Source organism: Bradyrhizobium mercantei, from assembly GCF_001982635.1.
Classification (GTDB): Bacteria; Pseudomonadota; Alphaproteobacteria; order Rhizobiales; family Xanthobacteraceae; genus Bradyrhizobium; species Bradyrhizobium mercantei.
The window spans coordinates 14,021-33,132 of record NZ_MKFI01000003.1 but is presented as its reverse complement, the minus strand read 5'-3'; the positions used below and the strand labels follow the sequence as shown (position 1 = coordinate 33,132).

General features: G+C 64.3%; 20 protein-coding genes. 13 read left to right on the top strand and 7 right to left on the bottom strand.

The genetic code is table 11. The features are described from left to right. Positions 1-183: 183 nt before the first annotated feature. Positions 184-1,512, bottom strand: coding sequence for an urea ABC transporter substrate-binding protein (gene urtA / locus BI327_RS13675; protein ID WP_050628279.1), 1,329 nt, complete (start codon positions 1,510-1,512; stop codon positions 184-186). Positions 1,513-1,715: 203 nt separating this feature from the next. Next, positions 1,716-1,853 carry a hypothetical protein gene (locus tag BI327_RS42295; protein WP_159450444.1) on the bottom strand — a complete coding sequence of 46 codons (138 nt, stop codon included), beginning with the start codon at positions 1,851-1,853 and terminating at the stop codon, positions 1,716-1,718. 191 nt (positions 1,854-2,044) lie between these two features. Between BI327_RS42295 and BI327_RS13670 the strand changes: the two genes are divergently transcribed. The 3 genes from BI327_RS13670 (at position 2,045) to BI327_RS13660 (ending at position 4,263) form a co-directional block, all read left to right on the top strand. Further along, complete coding sequence (locus BI327_RS13670; protein ID WP_076860835.1) at positions 2,045-3,466, top strand: DEAD/DEAH box helicase; 1,422 nt, start codon at positions 2,045-2,047, stop codon at positions 3,464-3,466. 24 nt (positions 3,467-3,490) lie between these two features. Beyond that, positions 3,491-3,784, top strand: a complete 294-nt coding sequence (gene infA, locus BI327_RS13665; protein ID WP_016842649.1) for a translation initiation factor IF-1 — start codon at positions 3,491-3,493, stop codon at positions 3,782-3,784. A 266-nt stretch (positions 3,785-4,050) separates the two neighbouring features. Continuing rightward, the gene (locus BI327_RS13660; protein ID WP_016842648.1) at positions 4,051-4,263 is read left to right on the top strand and encodes a cold-shock protein; all 213 of its coding nucleotides are present in this window, start codon (positions 4,051-4,053) and stop codon (positions 4,261-4,263) included. A 213-nt stretch (positions 4,264-4,476) separates the two neighbouring features. Here the strand turns inward: BI327_RS13660 and BI327_RS13655 are convergent, their stop codons facing one another. The 3 genes from BI327_RS13655 to BI327_RS13645 form a co-directional block, all read right to left on the bottom strand. Then, positions 4,477-5,106 (bottom strand): TadE/TadG family type IV pilus assembly protein, encoded by a 630-nt coding sequence (locus BI327_RS13655; protein ID WP_174683044.1) that lies wholly within the window; start codon positions 5,104-5,106, stop codon positions 4,477-4,479. A gap of 8 nt (positions 5,107-5,114) precedes the next feature. Further along, positions 5,115-5,666, bottom strand: coding sequence for a TadE/TadG family type IV pilus assembly protein (locus BI327_RS13650; protein WP_076860833.1), 552 nt, complete (start codon positions 5,664-5,666; stop codon positions 5,115-5,117). 171 nt (positions 5,667-5,837) lie between these two features. Continuing rightward, on the bottom strand, positions 5,838-6,344 hold the full coding sequence (locus tag BI327_RS13645; protein WP_083742069.1) for a pilus assembly protein N-terminal domain-containing protein: 507 nt from the start codon (positions 6,342-6,344) through the stop codon (positions 5,838-5,840). 267 nt (positions 6,345-6,611) lie between these two features. On the opposite strand from BI327_RS13645, the gene BI327_RS13640 reads away from it, so the two are divergent. Next, positions 6,612-7,718, top strand: a complete 1,107-nt coding sequence (locus BI327_RS13640; protein ID WP_076860831.1) for a phosphatase PAP2 family protein — start codon at positions 6,612-6,614, stop codon at positions 7,716-7,718. A 66-nt stretch (positions 7,719-7,784) separates the two neighbouring features. On the opposite strand, the gene BI327_RS13635 is transcribed toward BI327_RS13640, so the two are convergent. After that, a complete protein-coding gene (locus BI327_RS13635) occupies positions 7,785-9,233 on the bottom strand; it encodes a hypothetical protein (protein ID WP_076860830.1) in 1,449 nt (482 codons plus the stop codon). Positions 9,234-9,257: 24 nt separating this feature from the next. Then, the gene (locus BI327_RS13630) at positions 9,258-10,088 is read right to left on the bottom strand and encodes a sterol desaturase family protein (RefSeq protein ID WP_076860829.1); all 831 of its coding nucleotides are present in this window, start codon (positions 10,086-10,088) and stop codon (positions 9,258-9,260) included. 279 nt (positions 10,089-10,367) lie between these two features. Here BI327_RS13630 and BI327_RS13625 point away from each other — a divergent pair, with 279 nt between their 5' ends. From BI327_RS13625 to BI327_RS13585, 9 genes are all read left to right on the top strand, one after another. Then, on the top strand, positions 10,368-10,532 hold the full coding sequence (locus tag BI327_RS13625; protein WP_050422174.1) for a Flp family type IVb pilin: 165 nt from the start codon (positions 10,368-10,370) through the stop codon (positions 10,530-10,532). Positions 10,533-10,693: 161 nt separating this feature from the next. Continuing rightward, positions 10,694-11,218: an A24 family peptidase gene (locus tag BI327_RS13620; RefSeq protein WP_076860828.1), complete on the top strand. Its 525-nt coding sequence runs from the start codon at positions 10,694-10,696 to the stop codon at positions 11,216-11,218. A 127-nt stretch (positions 11,219-11,345) separates the two neighbouring features. Then, entirely contained in the window at positions 11,346-12,140 is a 795-nt protein-coding gene (cpaB, locus tag BI327_RS13615) for a Flp pilus assembly protein CpaB (protein WP_076860827.1), read from the top strand. A 2-nt stretch (positions 12,141-12,142) separates the two neighbouring features. After that, positions 12,143-13,621, top strand: coding sequence for a type II and III secretion system protein family protein (locus tag BI327_RS13610; RefSeq protein ID WP_089025475.1), 1,479 nt, complete (start codon positions 12,143-12,145; stop codon positions 13,619-13,621). Positions 13,622-13,629: 8 nt separating this feature from the next. Next, the gene (locus BI327_RS13605) at positions 13,630-14,379 is read left to right on the top strand and encodes a CpaD family pilus assembly protein (protein ID WP_076860825.1); all 750 of its coding nucleotides are present in this window, start codon (positions 13,630-13,632) and stop codon (positions 14,377-14,379) included. Continuing rightward, on the top strand, positions 14,376-15,644 hold the full coding sequence (locus BI327_RS13600; protein ID WP_076860824.1) for an AAA family ATPase: 1,269 nt from the start codon (positions 14,376-14,378) through the stop codon (positions 15,642-15,644). Before BI327_RS13605 ends, BI327_RS13600 begins: the two co-directional genes overlap by 4 nt. A gap of 24 nt (positions 15,645-15,668) precedes the next feature. Continuing rightward, on the top strand, positions 15,669-17,132 hold the full coding sequence (locus BI327_RS13595) for a CpaF family protein (RefSeq protein ID WP_076860823.1): 1,464 nt from the start codon (positions 15,669-15,671) through the stop codon (positions 17,130-17,132). Positions 17,133-17,143: 11 nt separating this feature from the next. Next, complete coding sequence (locus BI327_RS13590) at positions 17,144-18,121, top strand: type II secretion system F family protein (protein ID WP_076860822.1); 978 nt, start codon at positions 17,144-17,146, stop codon at positions 18,119-18,121. A gap of 9 nt (positions 18,122-18,130) precedes the next feature. Then, a complete protein-coding gene (locus BI327_RS13585; RefSeq protein WP_076860821.1) occupies positions 18,131-19,105 on the top strand; it encodes a type II secretion system F family protein in 975 nt (324 codons plus the stop codon). Positions 19,106-19,112: the final 7 nt, after the last annotated feature.

Genomic DNA, 19,112 nt, shown 5'->3' with positions numbered 1-19,112 from the left:
GAAAGCGATCAGTACAATTGGCAAACACGTCAGTACCCCGGCAGGAGTGTGAGGAGAAGGCGGCGAGCGGTGCCGCCTTCTCCAGGTTCTTGGAAGGTTGTGGTGTGTCGTTAGGTCAGGAGTCTTGTTTGAGCGTGATCTTGTCGGAAAACCGCTTCGCACTTTTCCGGATCAAGCTCTTGATTACGAGCCCTGGCCGCCGCACTTGTTGGTCTTGGTGTTGTAGTTGCCGCACTTCTTGCCGACCCAATCGCCGATCAGGTCCTTGGAGCCCTCGAGCTCCTTCGACCAGGCATCGCCGGCCACCAGGCCCGGGGTCTTCCAGACCACGTCGAACTGGCCGTTGCCCTTGATCTCGCCGATGAACACCGGCTTGGTGATGTGGTGGTTCGGCAGCATCTTCGACACGCCGCCGGTCAGGTTCGGCGCCTCGATGCCCGGGAGAGCGTCGATCACCTTGTCCGGATCGGTCGACTTCACCTTCTCGACCGCCTTCACCCACATGTTGAAGCCGATGTAGTGCGCTTCCATCGGATCGTTGGTCACGCGCTTCGGATTCTTGGTGTAGGCCTGCCACTCCTTGATGAACTTCTCGTTCGCCGGCGTCTTGATCGACTCGAAGTAGTTCCAGGCGGCGAGATGGCCGAGCAGCGGCTTGGTGTCGATGCCGGCGAGCTCTTCTTCACCGACCGAGAACGCGACCACCGGAATGTCGGTCGCCTTGATGCCCTGGTTGCCGAGCTCCTTGTAGAACGGAACGTTGGCGTCGCCGTTGATGGTGGAGACCACCGCGGTCTTCTTGCCGGCCGAGCCGAACTTCTTGATGTCGGCCACGATCGTCTGCCAGTCGGAGTGACCGAACGGCGTGTAGTTGATCATGATGTCGTCCTGGGCGACGCCCTTGGACTTCAGATAGGCTTCCAGGATCTTGTTGGTGGTGCGCGGATAGACGTAGTCGGTGCCGGCCAGCACCCAGCGCTTCACCTTCTCTTCCTTCATCAGATAGTCGACGGCGGGGATCGCCTGCTGGTTCGGCGCCGCACCCGTGTAGAACACGTTGCGCTCGGACTCCTCGCCCTCATACTGCACCGGGTAGAACAGGATGTTGTTGAGCTCCTTGAACACCGGGAGCACGGACTTGCGCGACACCGAGGTCCAGCAGCCGAACACGACCGCCACCTTGTCCTTGGTGATCAGTTCGCGGGCCTTTTCGGCGAACAGCGGCCAGTTCGAGGCGGGGTCGACCACGACGGGCTCGAGCTTCTTGCCGAGCACGCCGCCCTTCTTGTTCTGCTCGTCGATCAGGAAAAGGATCGTGTCCTTCAGCGTGGTCTCGCTGATGGCCATGGTGCCCGACAGCGAGTGGAGAATGCCAACCTTGATGGTGTCGTCGGCCGCTTGCGCGGGCGCGAAGGGCGAGGACGCAGCCAGGCCCAAAACCAGGCCGGCCGTCGCCGCGAGCGCGCGGCGGCGGGTCATCGTCGCTATTCCGTGAGTAAGCTGAGTAAGCATGAAATGTCGTCTCCCTGACGCAGGCGTGAACGCTTGCGAAACGGCCGCATGGCCGCCTGCGGTTAAGGGAATCGCAAGAACTGTGCCACGGTGCGCGGGCACCGTAAGTTGATGAACTGATTAGATAATTTCACGAGTTCCGGGCAAATGCGGAAATCGATTGCATAAACATTGGGCCGCCGGATTGACTGCCGAAAGGGCAGTCAGTCTATTTTATGAGCAAAACTACCGTCTTGGCTAAATTTCCAGCACAGATTTGTGACAGTTTGCGCGATGGTTTGGCGAACTTCGCGCACCAAACCCGCCAATCTCACCTTGAAACCGCCCAGTTCCTGGTCCATATCCTCGCCATGCCCGCGACATCGCGGTGCCTTCGCGAGCTGCGTGTTCTTATGCCGCCCCAAGCGGCTTCTGGCTCGCCTTTCAGCTAACCCAGCTTGATGCCCCAGACACGCGGGTGTCCCGATCGCCTCATGCGATCCCAGCCGATATTGGCCGGGACGACGATGGCTTTTATGGAAAGAACCACCTTTTGACCTCCTTTCAGGATTTCGGCCTCGCCGATCCCATCGCCCGCGCGCTTCGAGAAGAAAACTATCTCACGCCGACCCCCATCCAGGCCCAGACCATCCCGCTCGCACTTGCCGGCCGCGACGTCGTCGGCATCGCCCAGACCGGAACCGGCAAGACCGCGTCCTTCGCGTTGCCGATCCTGCACCGGCTGCTGGAGAACCGCATCCGCCCGCAGCCCAAGAGCTGCCGCGTGCTGGTGCTCTCGCCGACCCGCGAACTGTCCGGGCAGATCCTCGACAGCTTCAACACCTATGGCCGCCACATCCGGCTATCCTCGGCGCTCGCCATCGGCGGCGTGCCGATGGGCCGCCAGGTCCGCGCCGTGATGCAGGGCGTCGAGGTGATGGTCGCCACCCCCGGCCGCCTGCTCGATCTCGTCCAGAGCAACGGCCTGAAGCTCAATCAGGTCGAGTTCCTGGTGCTCGATGAAGCCGACCGCATGCTCGACATGGGCTTCATCAACGACATCCGGAAAATCGTCGCCAAGCTGCCGATCCGGCGCCAGACGTTGTTCTTCTCGGCCACCATGCCCAAGGACATCGCCGAGCTCGCCGAAGCGATGCTGCGCGATCCCGCCCGCGTGGCGGTGACGCCGGTGGCCTCGACGGTGGATCGCATCGCCCAGCGCGCGATCCAGGTCGATTTCGCCGCCAAACCGACCGTTCTCGCCCAGTTGCTGAAGCAGGAACCGGTCAACCGGGCCCTGGTCTTCACCCGCACCAAGCACGGCGCCGACAAGGTGGTGAAGAGCCTTGCCAAGGCCGGCATCGAGGCCAACGCGATCCACGGCAACAAGTCGCAGAACCACCGCGAGCGCACGCTGGCGGCGTTCCGTTCCGGCGAGATCCGCACGCTGGTGGCGACCGATATCGCCGCCCGCGGCATCGACGTCGACGGCGTCAGCCATGTCGTGAACTTCGACCTGCCCAACGTCCCGGAGACCTATGTCCACCGCATCGGCCGCACCGCGCGTGCCGGTGCCGACGGGGTCGCGATCTCGCTGATCGCCGGCGCCGAGGAGATGGGCTATCTGCGCGATATCGAGCGGCTGATCCGAATTACCGTGCCGCGGGAAGACCGCCGCACACAGGGCGGCGGCCGCGAGGCTACCGCGCCTTCGCAGGCCACCCACCCGCACCGCGGCGGCCGCTCTGCGCCCCGCGCGCACAATGTCCGTGGGAATGAGGCCGCTCCTGGCACAAAAGGCCCTCGCCGCCGCCGTCGTCGGGGTGGTAATAATGGCGCGCCGCAGACGAGCCGGGGCGAGTCGCCGCGCCCGTCGCAGGCCGGCAACAGCGAAGGCATCCAGGGCGTCGCCTTCTTGCATCGCGAGAGCCGGCCGAATCCGCAACCCAACCGCAACAACCGACCGAAGCACTAGCCGTCGCTCGATCTGGAGAAACATATGGCTAAGGAAGAGCTGATCCAGTTCGAAGGACTGGTGACCGAAATCCTCCCCGACGCTCGTTACCGGGTCCAACTCGACGCCGGACACGAGATCGTCGCCTACACCGCCGGCAAGATGAAGAAAAACCGCATCAAGACGCTGGCCGGCGACCGCGTCACGATCGAAATGTCGCCCTACGACCTCGAAAAGGGCCGCCTGATTTTCCGGCACAAGGACGAACGTCCGAGCGGCGCGCCCGGCGGCCCGCCGCGGGGCGGAGCGCAGCGCGGCGGCCAGTTCCGCCGCCGATAGGCGGAGATTGCAACCGTTGCGCGCATGACGTCCTGATGTCCTGCGCAACAATGGCCGGCGGCTGCGCCGGCCAAAAAATCGCGCACGTCAGGATTGTTTTGAAGCCTTCTATCGAATAATATCCTACCCATCGATTTTCGGCCGGACGACATTAGCCAATACCGGTACAGCCGGTTCAGACGCTGACGACCCTTCCAAAAATTCGATCTCACCACCCCGCCGATCAGCGGGTCTTGAACTTGTATATCTGAGAAGGGACTACCCACGTGAGCATGGGAACCGTGAAGTGGTTTAACGCGACCAAGGGCTACGGCTTCATCCAGCCGGATGAAGGCGGGAACGACGTGTTCGTGCACATCAGTGCAGTCGAGCGCGCCGGCCTTGGCACTCTGCGTGAAGGCCAGAAGATCTCCTACGAGATCGTTGCTGACCGCCGTTCCGGCAAATCCTCGGCCGACAATCTGCGCGCCGCCGGATAAGCCGATTTCCCCGGAGCGTGAAGCTCCAGGAAATTGTCGTTAAAGCATCAAGGGCCGCACCTTCGGGTGCGGCCCTTTTTGTTTGTCTTGATCGCCGGTCTGCCGCCGCGGCCTAAAGCGCGATGAGATTGCGCTGAGTCGTCATCGCGCTTTGGATTCTTGTTTCAGCATGATCTTTTCGGAAAACCGCTTCGCGCTTTTCCGGATCACGCTTCAGTAGGTCGAGCAGCTCGTCGGCAGGGTGGCGGTCGTCGGGGCATAGTAGACGCAGAGCGACTGCCGCGGCCGCGTGAAGGCGACGTCGCTCAGCGTGAGGCCGCTCTTGGCCATCACGTAGCCGACCGTCGGAACGTATTTGTAGCTGACTTCGCTGAAGATCAGATAGGTGCCCGAAACCAGCAGCGCCGTCGGAACGACGCTCGTCACGATGTCACCCTGACTGCGGCTCGAGGTCGTCACCGTGGCCTGCGTGGCGCCCGCGGCGATCGTGCCCGACTTGCTCCACTGTATCCGCGCGATGTTCGAGGCATCGACGTAGATTTCCGACAACGTGACCTTGGTCGGTGACGGATCGTAGGGCGTCATGATGCCGACGCTGGCGCTGAAGAAATTCTGCAGGTCGGCGTCCACCACCTGCGTCGCCTGCGAGGTCAGGTCCGACGCGGCGCGCGCCATCAACGTGACCTTGCGGTCGACCGCGACACCGGACGAAAACTCGACGGTGCCGAAGAACATCACCAGCATCAGCGGCAGGATGAAAGCGAACTCGACGGCGGCAAGACCACGGCGGTCGCGCCCGAGTCTCGCGACCGCGCGCAGCAAGCCCCCGGGCAAGGTTTTCATGACTTTGCTCATGAGCATGTGGTCCCGGCGGTTCCGGACGGCTCGTTCTTGAATGTCGCGGTCGCGATCAGGAGCCGCTTGCCGTTGGTGAGATTGGTGGAGATGAAAGCTTTGGTGACGAACACCGGCCACTGATAGAACAGCCGCACCACCACGACGTCGCCGTCCTTGCCGGGACACCATTTCACCTGGGTCGGATCGGTGATCGGCGTGATGTTGACGCTGCTGAAGCCTGTCGCGGACGGATAGCTGCGCACGTCGACGTACACGCCGCCCGTGCAATCGAACAACGCGCTGACGCGCGCGCAGACGAAATCCTTGAACTGCTGCTGGGTATAGTTTGCGCCCTGAGCCTGGCCCGTCATGATGAAGCGGGACGAATCCTGCGTCACCGTCTCGAGCACCTGGCTGGCAAAGAAGATCATTGCCACTTCAATGATCGCGAACAGCAATCCGAAAAACAGCGGCGCGACCAGCGCGAATTCGACCGCGGTGACGCCACGGCGATTGCGGTGAAAGCGACGAAGGAGGCTCGCGAACGAATGAGCGGGCAGCGGCATCAATGACCCCGGATCAACATAGCGGCAACAACTACCCAAGACTCATTGTCGAAGTATTTCGCCGGATCGAGACAGAGCGACCCGATCCGTTAGGTCCTGCTTAACCATATCGGGTGAACGACCCGCGATCGGCCGCAGCTCCGGCGGACGAGGCGCAGGAGCGGACACGCATCAGTTCTGCGGCTTTCCGGCGTTGCCCGAGCCAGAGGCCTGGTTGTTGAGCGTACCGGCCTGCTCCATGGTCGCCCTGAAATAGGTCTCGCCGTCGCCGAGCGTGATGCGGCGCTGACAGACCGGCATGCAGCTGTAGGTCTCGCGATCGACGCCGCGATAGACGGTGACAAGCTGGTCGCTCGGACCTTCGACCTGGATCTGGCGATCCACCAGCACCTGGCCGGTGCGGTCGAGTGCGATGAAATTGGTGGCGCCATAGCCCTTGCCGGTCACGACAACAACCCCGCCATTCTGCAGGGTGACGTCGGCGATCAGGGGATTGCCGACCACGATCGTGGCGATACCGCCTGGCAGCTTGACGAGCTTGGCCTGATCGACATTGACCGCGATCCTGTCGGGATCGGGCGCTGCCGTTGCGAGCGCAGGCCCCAGCAGCATGGCTGCGGCCAGCGAGATGATTCCAACGCGCGTGACGGCGCGAATACCTTGGGACTGAAACGACATACTCTACCCCGGGACGTTAACGAGCCGGCAAAAGCGATACGCAGCGGACCGGCGCCCGACGTTGGCAAATCTGACGGCAATTCATTTAAGAAGAGCAAAAATCGACGGCCCAATTGCGCGGATGTCACGACTTCCCGGGCGGACAGGCCGGCCATCCCGACGGCTGATCGCCGCGCCGGCGCCACCGAACCTCGCGTTGCGCGATTATGGCAATCTTAAGGGGTCCGCAAGCAGGTTCTGCATCCAGCCACAACCGCGGGGCCGCACGTGTCGTCGATATCAGGAATCGAAAAGCGTGCCGCCAATTCCGGCGCTGGCAGCCTGATCATCGACCCGATCCGGATTCGCGACGCGGCTTCGCGCTGGCTGATGTTCAGCGACTTCGGCGAGGCTGCGCAGCGTCACATGGCGATCGCCTGGTCCTGCATCATCGCATGCGCAATTGCCGACGCGATCTGGCTGCCAAATTCCGGCCTCTCCTTCCCGGCCGCGAACTGGATCACGATCCTTCAGTGCCTCGCCTATTATGGTCTCGCGGCCGCATTCATCACCATCGCCTCCAGCCGACTTGGCGACGACCAGCGACGCCCGGCCGTGATGTTGCGGCGGGGCCTGTTTGCGACCGAGCTGTTCTGGCGCGCATTCCTGCCGATCAGCGCGCTGCTGACCGACGGCAGCACGCTCAGCTATCTGATCGCAGCAGCGAAACTGCCGCTCCGGGACGACATTCTCGCAGGCGTCGATCATCTGCTGGGCTTCGACTGGCCGAGCTTCCTGGCGGCGACAAATTCGAATTCACTGATCGCGACGCTGCTGGAAGCGGCCTATCAGAGCACCGGGCTGGTGTCACAACTGGTCCTGGCGTGGCTCATCCTGCAACGGCGCGGCGACCGGCTCGCGGAATTCATCGCGGTTCTCAGCCTGAGCGCGGTCGCGCTGTGCATCGGCATGTGGTTGATCCTGGCTGCGGGCGCGTTCGCCTATTTCGATCCCGCCCCGAGCAGCTACGAGCATTTTGCGGCGTTCGGCAAGATGTGGACATTTGGGCGAACCTTCTCGATGTTGCGCGACGGATCGCTCTCGGTCATCGACCTGTCGGCGGTCGACGGCATCGTCAGCTTTCCCTCGTTTCACACCATGCTCGGCGTCATGACGATCTATGCAGCGCGTGACAAACGCTGGCTTCTCATTCCAGTGCTCGCCGTGAATGCAACGATGATCGTGGCGACCATGCCGGTGGGAGGTCATCACCTCGCCGACGTCCTGGCTGGCGGCGGCCTGACCATTGCCGCCATCCTGGTGGTTCGTCGCTCTGCCGGGCCACCGGCCGGGGCCGTCGCGGATAGGCAATCGCCGCATCTCGTCCGCGGCTGACGCCGTCAGCTACGCCAAACCCGGGCTCGCGCTAACAGAGGTCCGCCTTACATGCCTGCGACCGCTTCAGCTGCCGGCGGCGCGGACGTGAACCACCACCCGCTCATCGGCGTACAGGCGCTGCCATCCTTCGATGTGATCCAGCAACTTTGAAGCCGGCGTGGTCGGATCAAGCATCACCGCATCGATGTCCTGGGTCTTGAGCAGGTTGAGGAAGCCGTCGACGTCCCTGAGCTGAAGTGCCCGGGCCAGGTTCATCCCGAACGTCTCCCCGTAGAGCTCGGCGCGCCCGTCGACGAACACCGGCATCTGACGCCAGATCAGATAGCCGCCGAACTGCAGGTCGTTGAGCACGCGCTCGACGTTGTGCGCCTTCATCGCGTCGATGGCGGCGGCCGGCGAATAGGTCGGCGGAGGCGAGATGACCTGGCGCGCCGCAAGCACCGAGGTCCATGCGCAAAGCCCGGCGACAAGGATCGCTGCCGGAGCGACCTTCAAGCGGATGACGCCGCTGGCGCGCAACCCGAACTGGGTCGCGACCGGCGTGAGCACCGCCAGCGGCAGCAGCAGGGCGAAGAGCTCGAGATTTCTGGCATGCGACAGCGCCATGTGCAGCAAACCGAGCACCAGCGCGATCCGCGGCAGCGGCAACCGCGCCCTGAAATAGAGTGCGGCGCCTATCAGGCCGAGGATGGTTATCCCGAACGCGTCGATCTGACCGAAACTCGCCGGCAGCCACTCCGAGATGAGATGCAGCAATTCACCGAGGCCGAGGATCCTCAGCGAGGCGAGGATCGAGCCCCATCCATAGGGCGTGACGCAGCACGCGGCCAGCGCGCCGATGCCGAACGCCACCCAGCGCAGCGCCAGCGCCGGCCGCTGCGCCGGCAAGGCATTCCACATCGCGTCGAGCGCAAACGCGCCCGCCAGCACCAGGCCGAACAGGAAGCCACCGTGCAGATTGGCCCACAGCGCAATCAGCGGCAACAGCCAGAACGAGGGCGCCTCACGGCGCTCGCTGGCCGTCATCAGGCCGTTCGCCCAGACCATCATGATCGGCAACGCCAGCACATGCGGACGGGCCAGAAGGTGCCCGCACGACAGAACCAGCGCGGCAAGCGCGACCAGGCTCGCATAGATCGGCGGCAGCGCGCGGCTGAGGATGGCGGTGAGCAGGGCGAAGGTCGCGGCGGCACAGGCCGCGGCCAGCGCCGCCGGCCCCGTCCACCCTGAAAGGTCATAGGCCTTCGCGAACAGGACCTGCGCCAGCCAGGATGACGAGATCCACGGCTCTCCAGCCCTGGTGAACGAATAGATGTCGACCGACGGCAGCGCACGATGGTCGAGGATCCAGCGGCCGACGGCAATCTGCCAATAGGTGTCTGAATCGGCGAGCAGCCTGTCGCCGAGGATCAGCAGCAGCGCATAGACGCCACAGGCCATCCAGAACCAGGCCGGGACCTCGGCTGTCACGAAGGCTTTCGCCCGCGGGAAGGTCGCGGTCTCAGCACTCATGATGGCACCAGCCGGGCAACGGCATCACTGCCGGAACGGATAGGCCAACTGTCCGCCGATCTCGGTCGGCACGCCCTGCTCGGCGGCGACGCCGTAATCTTCCGGAAGCTTGCCTTCGGGCATGCGGAACGTTCCGAACAGGATGTCCCAGAGCGGAAACGTACCTGCGAAATTGGTGTCGCCGCCCTCCTCGAGCCCGGTGTGATGCCAGCGATGAAACACCGGGGTCGCGATCACGTATTTGAACGGGCCGAGCGTCCAGTTCAGGTTGGCGTGCACGAATGCCGAGTGGAATGTGGTGAACGGTCCGACCCACAGCATGATGTTGGGCGAGATGCCCGCCATCAGCAGGATCACATCGACGGAGATCGTGCCGACCAGAAGATTGACCGGATGGAAGCGTGCCGCCGAGATCCATTCAAGATCCTCGGAGGAGTGGTGAATGGCGTGATATTTCCAGAAGTCACCGCGGTGAAACATCCGGTGCAGCCAGTACAGCATGAAATCGGAGCCGACCAGGAAGATGATCGACTGCAGCCAGAGCGGCAGCTGCGCCAGAGGGCCGTGTCCGTTCTCGTAGAATGCGATCAGATCGTCGGCGCCGTGAACGTTGAACACCGCGGCCGCGCCTACCACCAGGAGCCCGATGCGCAGCACGCGGGCGAACACCGGCACGAAGAACCAGTAGCAGATGTCGGTGACCAGCTCGCGCTTCTGCCACCACGGCTTGCCGGGATTGCAGGCCCAGAAATGGGCGAGCACCGTGAAGACCAGCGCAAGTGCCAGCGTGATCGGCAGCACCTTCATCATCGTCTGGCCGATCATTTCGATGATTTCAAAAGGAAGGGTGGGCATGACGGCCTCATTTCACGGAAGCCCCATGGGTATAGATGTGCGCTTAAGGAGCCGTGAATAGGTGCTGCCAGCGGCCCTCGGCAACAATCTGCAATTTTCACAAGCCGCTTAATGCCAAATTTACTGTGCGCAACAACTGCGGGTTCCCGCTGTGTTTATACGATCAAATTAACTGCGCCGAAATTGTCGAACCCTAGGGTGCCGCAATGGTCACGGTGCTGAGAACGCCGGCGAGACCAAATCTAGTTCGACCAGCCACGTGTACACAGGAGTGATTTTATGAAGAACCTCGTTTCGCGCTTCGTGAAGGACGAATCGGGCGCGACCGCTATCGAATACGGCCTGATCGCCACCGGCATCGCCATCGCGATCATCGCTGCGGTCAACGGTGTCGGCACCAAGCTCTCGGGCACCTTCAGCACGATCGCCGGCTCGCTGAAGTAAGCCGGTTCCGACGAATTCGCATCAAAGGTCCCGGCGCCCCCGGGACCTTTGCTATTTGGCGGACAGCCCATCGGCGCGGCCATGCCAGCCTTTCCCGATTGTTCACCATTGGCCGCTAGCGTCGGGTTTCGACCGCAGCTCCAGCTTGACGGCATGAATCCATGATCCTCGACATCGCACGCTTGATGCTGTTTCCGGCTTTGATGGCCTTTGCGGCGGCGAGCGATCTCCTGACCATGACGATCCCGAACCGGATCTCGCTGGCGCTGGTGGCCGGCTTCTTCGTCCTCGCACCGCTGACCGGGATGGGCGTCCACGAGATCCTCAGCCATGCCGGTGCAGGCGCGCTGGTTCTGGTGGCGGCGTTCGGCATGTTCGCGATGGGCTGGGTCGGTGGCGGCGACGCCAAGGTCGCGGCCGCGGCCGGCCTGTGGTTCGGGTTCGACCATCTGCTCCCTTATCTGGTGTTCGCATCGCTGTTCGGCGGCGCGCTGACCGTGCTGCTGCTGCAGCTCCGGCAGTGGCCCCTGCCTTACCCGCTCGCGTCCCAGGCCTGGCTCAGCCGCCTGCACGACAAGCAGACCGGCATCCCCTACGGCATCGCACTCGCCCTTGGTGCCCTCCTGATCTATCCCGAGACCGACTGGATCAAGACGATTGATCTCGCGCACTTCGCCATGCGCTGAGAAAGCGGCGGTAACCGCTCGTTAAGGCGATTTAGATACGCCTCATTAACCATGCTTTGACGAATAGCTGGTCAACTCCCATCACGGCGGCGGCAGCGTCGCGGCGTCATGTGGAAAGTGAAGCGTAATGGATAGGGCCCGCATTCTGGTCTTGGCTATCGCAGGCTGCGCCGGCCTAGCTGCGCTCTATTTGGCGAGCGGCAGCGACGACAAGCCGGCAGCTCCTCCGCCCGTCGCGCAGCTGCCCACCGTCGACATCCTGGTCGCGCGCACCGACATCGGCCTCGGCCAGGCCGTGAAGCCCGACGACGTGCAATGGCAGACCTGGCCGGCGGCGACCGCCAGCGCCAGCTTCATGCGCAGGGACGGCAACGCCGACGCCATCAAGGACGTCACCGGCTCGATCGCGCGCGCGCCGTTCATCCAGGGCGAGCCGATTCGCGAGCAGAAGCTCGTCAAGGCCGACGGAAGCGGCTTCATGGCTGCGATCCTGCCGACCGGCATGCGGGCGGTGTCGACCGAAATTTCGCCCGAGACCGGCGCCGGCGGCTTCATCCTGCCGAATGACCGGGTCGACGTGCTGCTGTCGAAGCGGGACAAGAATCCGGATCGGGGCGGCGCCGACATCGTCAACTCCGAGGTCATCCTGACCAATGTCCGCGTACTCGCGATCGACCAGGCGCCGAAGGAGAAGGACGGCACCAACGCCCTGATCGGCAAGACGGTGACGCTGGAGCTGAAGCCCGAACAGACCGAAACGCTGGCGCGCGCGCGCCAGAGCGGCGTCCTGTCGCTGGCGCTGCGCAGCATCGCCGACAACAACGCGCCCGAGGTCAAGACCGACGACGGCCGTCAGCGGCGCGGCGACACGATCAACGTCATCCGCTTTGGCGTTGCCAACCAGGCAACGATGCAGAAGTGATTATGAGGACACACGTAATGAAGGGCGGGGCTACTCAACGGACGATGCGGGCCTTCATGGTCCGCGCATTGTCGTTCTCGGCCGTCGCGGCGCTCACGCTCAACCCGGCGCTGACGCCGGTGGTGGCGAGCGACTACCGCGCGGCGCCGGCGCCTGCCTCGGCCGACGGCCAGATGAACGCCCGTTTCCTCGCGCTCGGCGTCGGCAAATCGATCGTGATCGACCTGCCGAGGGACATCAAGGACGTGCTGGTCGCCGATCCCAAGATCGCCAACGCCGTGGTCCGCTCGGCGCAACGCGCCTACATCATCGGCGCGACGGTCGGCCAGACCAACATCGTGTTCTTCGATGCCGCCGGCCAGCAGATCGCGGCCTATGACATCGCCGTCAAGCGCGATCTCAACGGCGTGCGTGCCGCGCTGCGTGCCGCGCTGCCGAATTCCGATATCCAGGTCGAAGGCGTCGGCGACGGCGTGATGCTGACCGGCAGTGCGGCGAGCCCGATCGATGCGCAGCAGGCTGCCGAGATCGTGCAGCGGCTGGTCGGCAGCGTCGACAAGGTCGTGAACTCCATCGCGGTTCGCGGCCGCGACCAGGTGATGCTGAAGGTCACGGTTGCCGAAGTCTCGCGCAGCCTGATCAAGCAGCTCGGTATCGATCTCACCGCAAACCTCAACTACGGCACGACCGTGGTGAAGTTCACCAACAACAATCCGTTCACCGCGAACAGCGCGCCGCTGGTGTCCGGCAACAATCTCACGACACAGTTCGGATCGTCGGTCACGGCGACGCTCCGCGCGATGGAAAGCGCCGGCGTGGTGCGAACCCTCGCCGAACCGAACCTGACCGCGATCTCGGGCGAATCGGCGACCTTCATCTCGGGCGGCGAATTTCCGATTCCGACCGGCGTGACCTGTCAGACCTCGTCGACGGGCACGATCGGGAATTGCGTCCAGACCGTCAGCTTCAAGAAGTTCGGCATTTCGCTCAACTTCACGCCGGTGGTGCTGACCGAGGGACGGATCAGCCTGCGCGTGATGACCGAAGTGTCGGAAGTCTCGACCGAGAACGCGCTGACGGGCGGCGCAGGCGGAACGACGATCCCTTCGATCAAGACCCGCCGCGCCGAGACCACGCTGGAAATTCCCTCGGGCGGCTCGATGGCCATGGCCGGCCTGATCCAGGACCAGACCAAGCAGGCGATCAACGGCCTGCCCGGACTGGCGTCGCTGCCGGTGCTCGGCACGTTGTTCCGCAGCCGCGACTTCGTCAACAACCAGACCGAAATGATGGTTCTGGTGACGCCCTATGTCGTTCGCGCCGTGGCGCAGAAGGACCTGTCGCGTCCGGATGACGGTTTCGCCAACGCGTCCGATCCGCAGGCCGACCTGCTGGGCAGCCTCAATCGCATCTACGGCGTACCCGGCCGCACCGAGCCGGCGCGGAATTACCGCGGCACCTACGGCTTCATTACCGACTGAGGCGGACGATGACACAGACCACATCCAGGACACCCGCCGATTACAAACGTACCGGTCTCGCCGGAGCGCTCGTCGGGCTTGCCATGACGCTGGGCGCCTGCCAGCACGCCGCCGACAACAGTTTCGCGATGGTGGATTCGCCGGCCGACTATCGCCAGCGCCACCCGATCGCGGTCACCGAGGCTGATCGCTCGATCGTGGTCTTCGTCGGCCGCAGCCGCGGCGGCCTGACCGCGGAGCAGCGCGCCGAGGTGATGGAGATGGCGCAGGACTGGATGCGCGAGGGCACCGGCGCCGTCACCATCGACGTTCCCGCCGACACGCCGAACGCGCGGCCCGCACAGGAATCACTGCGCGAGATCCAGGCCACCTTCGCCGCCGCCGGCGTGCCGCCGCGCGGGATCCTGGTTCGCAAATATCATCCCGAGGATCCGCGCCAGATGCCCGCGATCCGCGTGAACTATCCGAAGATGAAGGCGGTCGCCGGGCCATGCGGCCTCTGGCCGGAAGATCTCGGCCCGTCGATCCACAACGGGTCCTATATCGAGAACAAGCAATATTACAATTTCGGCTGCGCCAATCAGCGCAACCTCGCATCCATGGTCGAAAACCCGACCGACCTCGTGCAGCCGCGCGCGGAGACCCCGCCCTACGCGCCTCGTCGCAGCATCGCCTTCGACAAGTACCGCAAGGGCACCACCACCGCCACGACCTACCCCGAAGCCGACCGGGCCAAGCTAAGCGACACAGGAAAATGATCACCTACGCGCAGCAAAACTCCGAAGAGCAGATGGACGCCCCGCCGCAGGCCGTGGACGACCATATTGCTCCGGCGCCCCGGGTTTCGGTCCAGGCGTTCTGCGAAACGGTCGAGACCGCCGCCGCCGTGCAGTCGGCCGGCGAGGATCGCCGGCTGGCCAAGGCACACCTCAAGATCCAGATGGGCGGCATGGCCGCCGCGATCGAGGCCTATCGCTCGGCGCCGACGCCCAACGTCATCATCCTGGAGACCGAAGGCCGCGGCGACATCCTGGCCGGTCTCGATCAGCTCGCCACGGTGTGCGACGCCGGCACGAGGGTGGTCGTGATCGGCCGGGTCAACGACGTCACGCTGTATCGCGAGCTGGTGCGCCGCGGCGTCAGCGACTACGTGATTGCGCCGGCGCATGCGATCGACGTGGTGCGCGCGGTCTGCAACCTGTTCTCGGCGCCGGAAGCCAAGGCGGTCGGCCGCGTCGTCGCCGTGGTCGGCGCGAAAGGCGGCGTCGGCGCCTCGACGATCGCCCACAACGTCGCCTGGGCGATCGCCCGCGACCTGGCGCTCGATTCCGTGGTCGCCGACCTCGACCTCGCCTTCGGCACCGCCGGGCTCAACTACAACCAGGACCCGGCGCAAGGCATCGCGGATGCGGTGTTCTCGCCGGACCGCGTCGATACCGCCTTCGTCGACCGCCTGCTGTCGAAATGCACCGACCATCTGAGCCTGCTGGCGGCGCCGGCGACGCTCGACAAGGTCTACGATTTCGGCGCCGAGGCGTTCGACGCGATCTTCGATACGCTGCGCACCACGATGCCCTGCATCGTGCTCGACGTGCCGCACCAATGGTCCGGCTGGACCAAGCGCGCGCTGATCGCGGCCGACGACATCCTGATCGTGGCCGCGCCCGACCTCGCCAACCTGCGCAACGCCAAGAACATGTTCGACCTCTTGAAGGCGTCCCGGCCCAACGACCGCGCGCCGCTGTACTGCCTGAACCAGGTCGGCGTGCCGAAGCGTCCGGAGATCGCGGCCGGCGAATTCGCCAAGGCGATCGAAAGCCAGCCGATCGCCGCCATCCCGTTCGATCCGCAGATCTTCGGCTCGGCCGCCAACAACGGCCAGATGATCGCGGAAATTTCCGCCAATCACCGCGCAGTCGAGATGTTCCTGCAGATGGCGCAGCGGCTGACAGGCCGCGGCGAGACCAAGAAGCCGAGGGGGTCCTTCCTGTCGCCCCTGCTCGAAAAGCTGCGGTCCAAATAGTGACCCGGGTGGAGTCAAGACGTCGTGTTTGGTAAGCGTAGCGGAAACGATGGGGACGTGCGGGCACCCAAGCCCGCTTTTCAGGCGCCGGAACCCGCCGGCTCGTCGACCATGCCGCGCGAGTCCGTCGCCCCGACGATCTCCTCGCCGCCGCTGGCGCCGGCCAAGCCACCGCCTGCTCCCGCCGTCGAAGCCCGCCGTTCGGACAACTACTACCAGGTCAAGGCGACGATCTTCGGCGCCCTGATCGAGGCGATCGACCTCGCCCAGCTCGCCAAGCTGGACAGCGAGTCGGCGCGCGAGGAAATCCGCGACATCGTCAACGAGATCATCGCGATCAAGAACATCGTGATGTCGATCGCCGAGCAGGAAGAGCTGCTCGACGACATCTGCAACGACGTGCTCGGCTACGGTCCGCTGGAGCCCCTGCTGTCGCGCGACGACATCGCCGACATCATGGTCAACGGCGCGGGCACCGTGTTCATCGAAGTCGCCGGCAAGATCCAGCGCACCGGCATCCGCTTTCGCGACAACCAGCAGCTGCTCAACATCTGCCAGCGCATCGTCAGCCAGGTCGGCCGGCGCGTCGACGAATCCTCGCCGATCTGCGACGCCCGCCTCGCCGACGGCTCGCGCGTCAACGCCATCGTGCCGCCGCTGGCGATCGACGGCCCCGCGCTCACCATCCGCAAATTCAAGAAGGACAAGCTGACGCTGGAGCAGCTCGTCAAGTTCGGCGCGATCACGCCGGAAGGGGCGACCATCCTGCAGATCATCGGCCGCGTCCGCTGCAACGTGATCATCTCGGGCGGTACCGGCTCGGGCAAGACCACGCTGCTGAACTGCCTGACCAACTACATCGAGCACGACGAACGCATCATCACCTGCGAAGACGCCGCCGAACTTCAGCTGCAGCAGCCGCATGTGGTGCGGCTGGAAACCCGGCCGCCGAACATCGAAGGCGAGGGCCAGGTCACGATGCGCGAGCTGGTCCGCAACTGCCTGCGTATGCGCCCTGAGCGGATCATCGTCGGCGAAGTCCGCGGACCCGAGGCGTTCGACCTGTTGCAGGCGATGAACACCGGCCACGACGGCTCGATGGGCACGTTGCACGCCAACAATCCGCGCGAAGCCCTGTCGCGCTGCGAATCCATGATCACCATGGGCGGCTTTTCGCTTCCCTCGCGGACCATTCGCGAGATGATCTGCGCCTCGGTCGACATCATCGTGCAGGCCGCGCGCCTGCGCGACGGTTCGCGCCGCATCACCCACATCACCGAGGTGATGGGCATGGAAGGCGACACCATCATCACCCAGGACGTCTTCCTCTACGACGTGGTCGGCGAAGACGCCAACGGCAAGATCATCGGCAAGCACCGCTCGACCGGCATCGGCCGGCCGCGCTTCTGGGAGCGTGCGCGCTACTACAATGAAGAGAAGCGGCTGGCGGCGGCGCTGGACGCCTCCGACTCGCCGGCGCCGGTCTAGGGGAACGCAGGATGCAGACGCAAACCCTTGCCCTGGCCTTCCTCGCCGCAACCACCGTGGGCGGCATCGCCTGGGTCTTCCTGTATCCCTACCTCTCGGGCGAGAAGAAGGCCGAGTCGCGCCGCGCATCGGTTGCGCGCAGCGAGCCCACGACGACGCGAAATGCCGACCGCACGCAACGCTCCCGCCGCGAGCAGGTCGAAGGATCGCTGAAGGAGCTCGAGGCGCGGCGGCAGAAGGACAAGAAGGTCCCGCTCGGCCTGCGCATCTCGCAGGCCGGACTGGAGTGGTCCGAGCAGAAATTCTGGCTGATCTCCGGCGCGCTGGGCCTGTTCGGGTTCGCCGCGGCATTCCTGGTCGGCGGCGGCCTGCTCGGTGCGGCCGGCATCGGCTTTGCCATGGGTCTCGGCGCGCCGCGCTGGCTGCTCGGCTTCCTGAAGAAGCGGCGGGAAAAGGCCTTCCTGAAGGCGCTCCCCGACGCCGTCGACGTCATCGTGCGCGGCATCAAGGCCGGCCTGCCGCTGTTCGAATCACTCAAGGCGGTCGTCAACGACGCCCCGGAGCCGCTGCGCAGCGAGTTCCTCGCGATCATCGAGACCCAGGCGATCGGCATGCCGCTCGGCGAGGCTTGCTCACGGCTCTACGAACGCATGCCGCTGCCGGAAGCGAACTTCTTCGGCATCGTGATCTCGATCCAGCAGAAGTCCGGCGGCAATCTGTCGGAAGCGCTCGGCAACCTGTCGCGGGTGCTGCGTGACCGCAAGAAGATGGCCGAGAAGATCCAGGCGATGTCGATGGAAGCGAAGGCCTCCGCCGCCATCATCGGCTCGCTGCCGCCGATCGTTATGATCCTCGTGTTCCTGACCACGCCCGACTACATCGCCCTGCTGTGGACCAACTCGATGGGCCAGCTCATGCTGGTCGGCTGCGCGCTGTGGATGACATGCGGCGTCCTGGTGATGAAGAAGATGATCAACTTCGATTTCTGACGGTGCAGCATGATTGATGTTCTGATTGCCAAGCTCCACGACGTCAGGTTCATGACGATGCTGCTTGCCTTCTTCGCGGCAAGCGCGACGGTCTACACGCTGGTGATGCCGCTGCTCGCCGGCGGCGATCTCAACAAGCGCATGAAGGCGGTCGCCAGCGAGCGCGAACGGCTCCGGCAGCGCGAACGCGAGCGTCTGTCCAAGACCGAGAAGGTGGCGCTGCGGCAGACGCCGAAGCAGGTCGTCTCGCGGGTGGTGGACGATCTCAACCTGTCGAAATGGCTCGCCCAGGAGGCGGCGCTCGAGAAGCTCGTGATGGCCGGCTATCGCGGTCACGCCCCCTACGTCACCTTCCTGTTCGCCCGCGCGGTCACGCCGATCGTGATGCTGATCGGCGCAATCCTCTACACTTTCGTCATCGCGGGCGCGAACTGGTCGCTCACGCTCAAGGTCGGCATTTGCGTCGGCGCGGCCTATGCCGGCCTGCAGGCGCCGATGCTGTTCCTGAAGAATGCGATCTCCAAGCGCCAGCTCCAGATCAAGCGCGCCTTCCCCGATTCACTGGACTTGCTGCTGATCTGCATCGAGTCGGGCATGTCGGTCGAGGTCGCGTTCCGCAAGGTCGCCAACGAGATCGCCGGACAGTCGATCGCGCTGTCGGAGGAGTTCGCGCTGACGACCGCGGAATTGTCCTATTTGCAGGACCGCAAAACTGCCTATGAGAACCTCGCGCGCCGCACCGGGCTCGAGGGCGTGAAGTCGGTGTGCATGGCCTTGCAGCAATCCGAACGCTACGGCACGCCGCTCGGCCAGAGCCTGCGCGTGATGGCGCAGGAGAACCGCGACATGCGCATGAACGAGGCCGAGAAAAAAGCCGCGGCGCTGCCGCCGAAGCTGACCGTTCCGATGATCCTGTTCTTCCTGCCCTGCCTGTTCATCGTGATCCTCGGGCCGTCCTACATCAAGATCGCCGCGATGCATTGAATTCAGC

Bases quoted from the DNA above. Each gene is read 5' to 3' on its own strand.
- urtA (WP_050628279.1), bottom strand. From the start codon at position 1,512: ATGCTTACTCAGCTTACTCACGGAATAGCGACGATGACCCGCCGCCGC.
- BI327_RS42295 (WP_159450444.1), bottom strand. From the start codon at position 1,853: ATGGACCAGGAACTGGGCGGTTTCAAGGTGAGATTGGCGGGTTTGGTG.
- infA (WP_016842649.1), top strand. From the start codon at position 3,491: ATGGCTAAGGAAGAGCTGATCCAGTTCGAAGGACTGGTGACCGAAATC.
- BI327_RS13655 (WP_174683044.1), bottom strand. From the start codon at position 5,106: ATGAAAACCTTGCCCGGGGGCTTGCTGCGCGCGGTCGCGAGACTCGGG.
- BI327_RS13650 (WP_076860833.1), bottom strand. From the start codon at position 5,666: ATGCCGCTGCCCGCTCATTCGTTCGCGAGCCTCCTTCGTCGCTTTCAC.
- BI327_RS13645 (WP_083742069.1), bottom strand. From the start codon at position 6,344: ATGTCGTTTCAGTCCCAAGGTATTCGCGCCGTCACGCGCGTTGGAATC.
- BI327_RS13635 (WP_076860830.1), bottom strand. From the start codon at position 9,233: ATGAGTGCTGAGACCGCGACCTTCCCGCGGGCGAAAGCCTTCGTGACA.
- BI327_RS13630 (WP_076860829.1), bottom strand. From the start codon at position 10,088: ATGCCCACCCTTCCTTTTGAAATCATCGAAATGATCGGCCAGACGATG.
- BI327_RS13625 (WP_050422174.1), top strand. From the start codon at position 10,368: ATGAAGAACCTCGTTTCGCGCTTCGTGAAGGACGAATCGGGCGCGACC.
- BI327_RS13620 (WP_076860828.1), top strand. From the start codon at position 10,694: ATGATCCTCGACATCGCACGCTTGATGCTGTTTCCGGCTTTGATGGCC.
- cpaB (WP_076860827.1), top strand. From the start codon at position 11,346: ATGGATAGGGCCCGCATTCTGGTCTTGGCTATCGCAGGCTGCGCCGGC.
- BI327_RS13610 (WP_089025475.1), top strand. From the start codon at position 12,143: ATGAGGACACACGTAATGAAGGGCGGGGCTACTCAACGGACGATGCGG.
- BI327_RS13605 (WP_076860825.1), top strand. From the start codon at position 13,630: ATGACACAGACCACATCCAGGACACCCGCCGATTACAAACGTACCGGT.
- BI327_RS13600 (WP_076860824.1), top strand. From the start codon at position 14,376: ATGATCACCTACGCGCAGCAAAACTCCGAAGAGCAGATGGACGCCCCG.
- BI327_RS13590 (WP_076860822.1), top strand. From the start codon at position 17,144: ATGCAGACGCAAACCCTTGCCCTGGCCTTCCTCGCCGCAACCACCGTG.
- BI327_RS13585 (WP_076860821.1), top strand. From the start codon at position 18,131: ATGATTGATGTTCTGATTGCCAAGCTCCACGACGTCAGGTTCATGACG.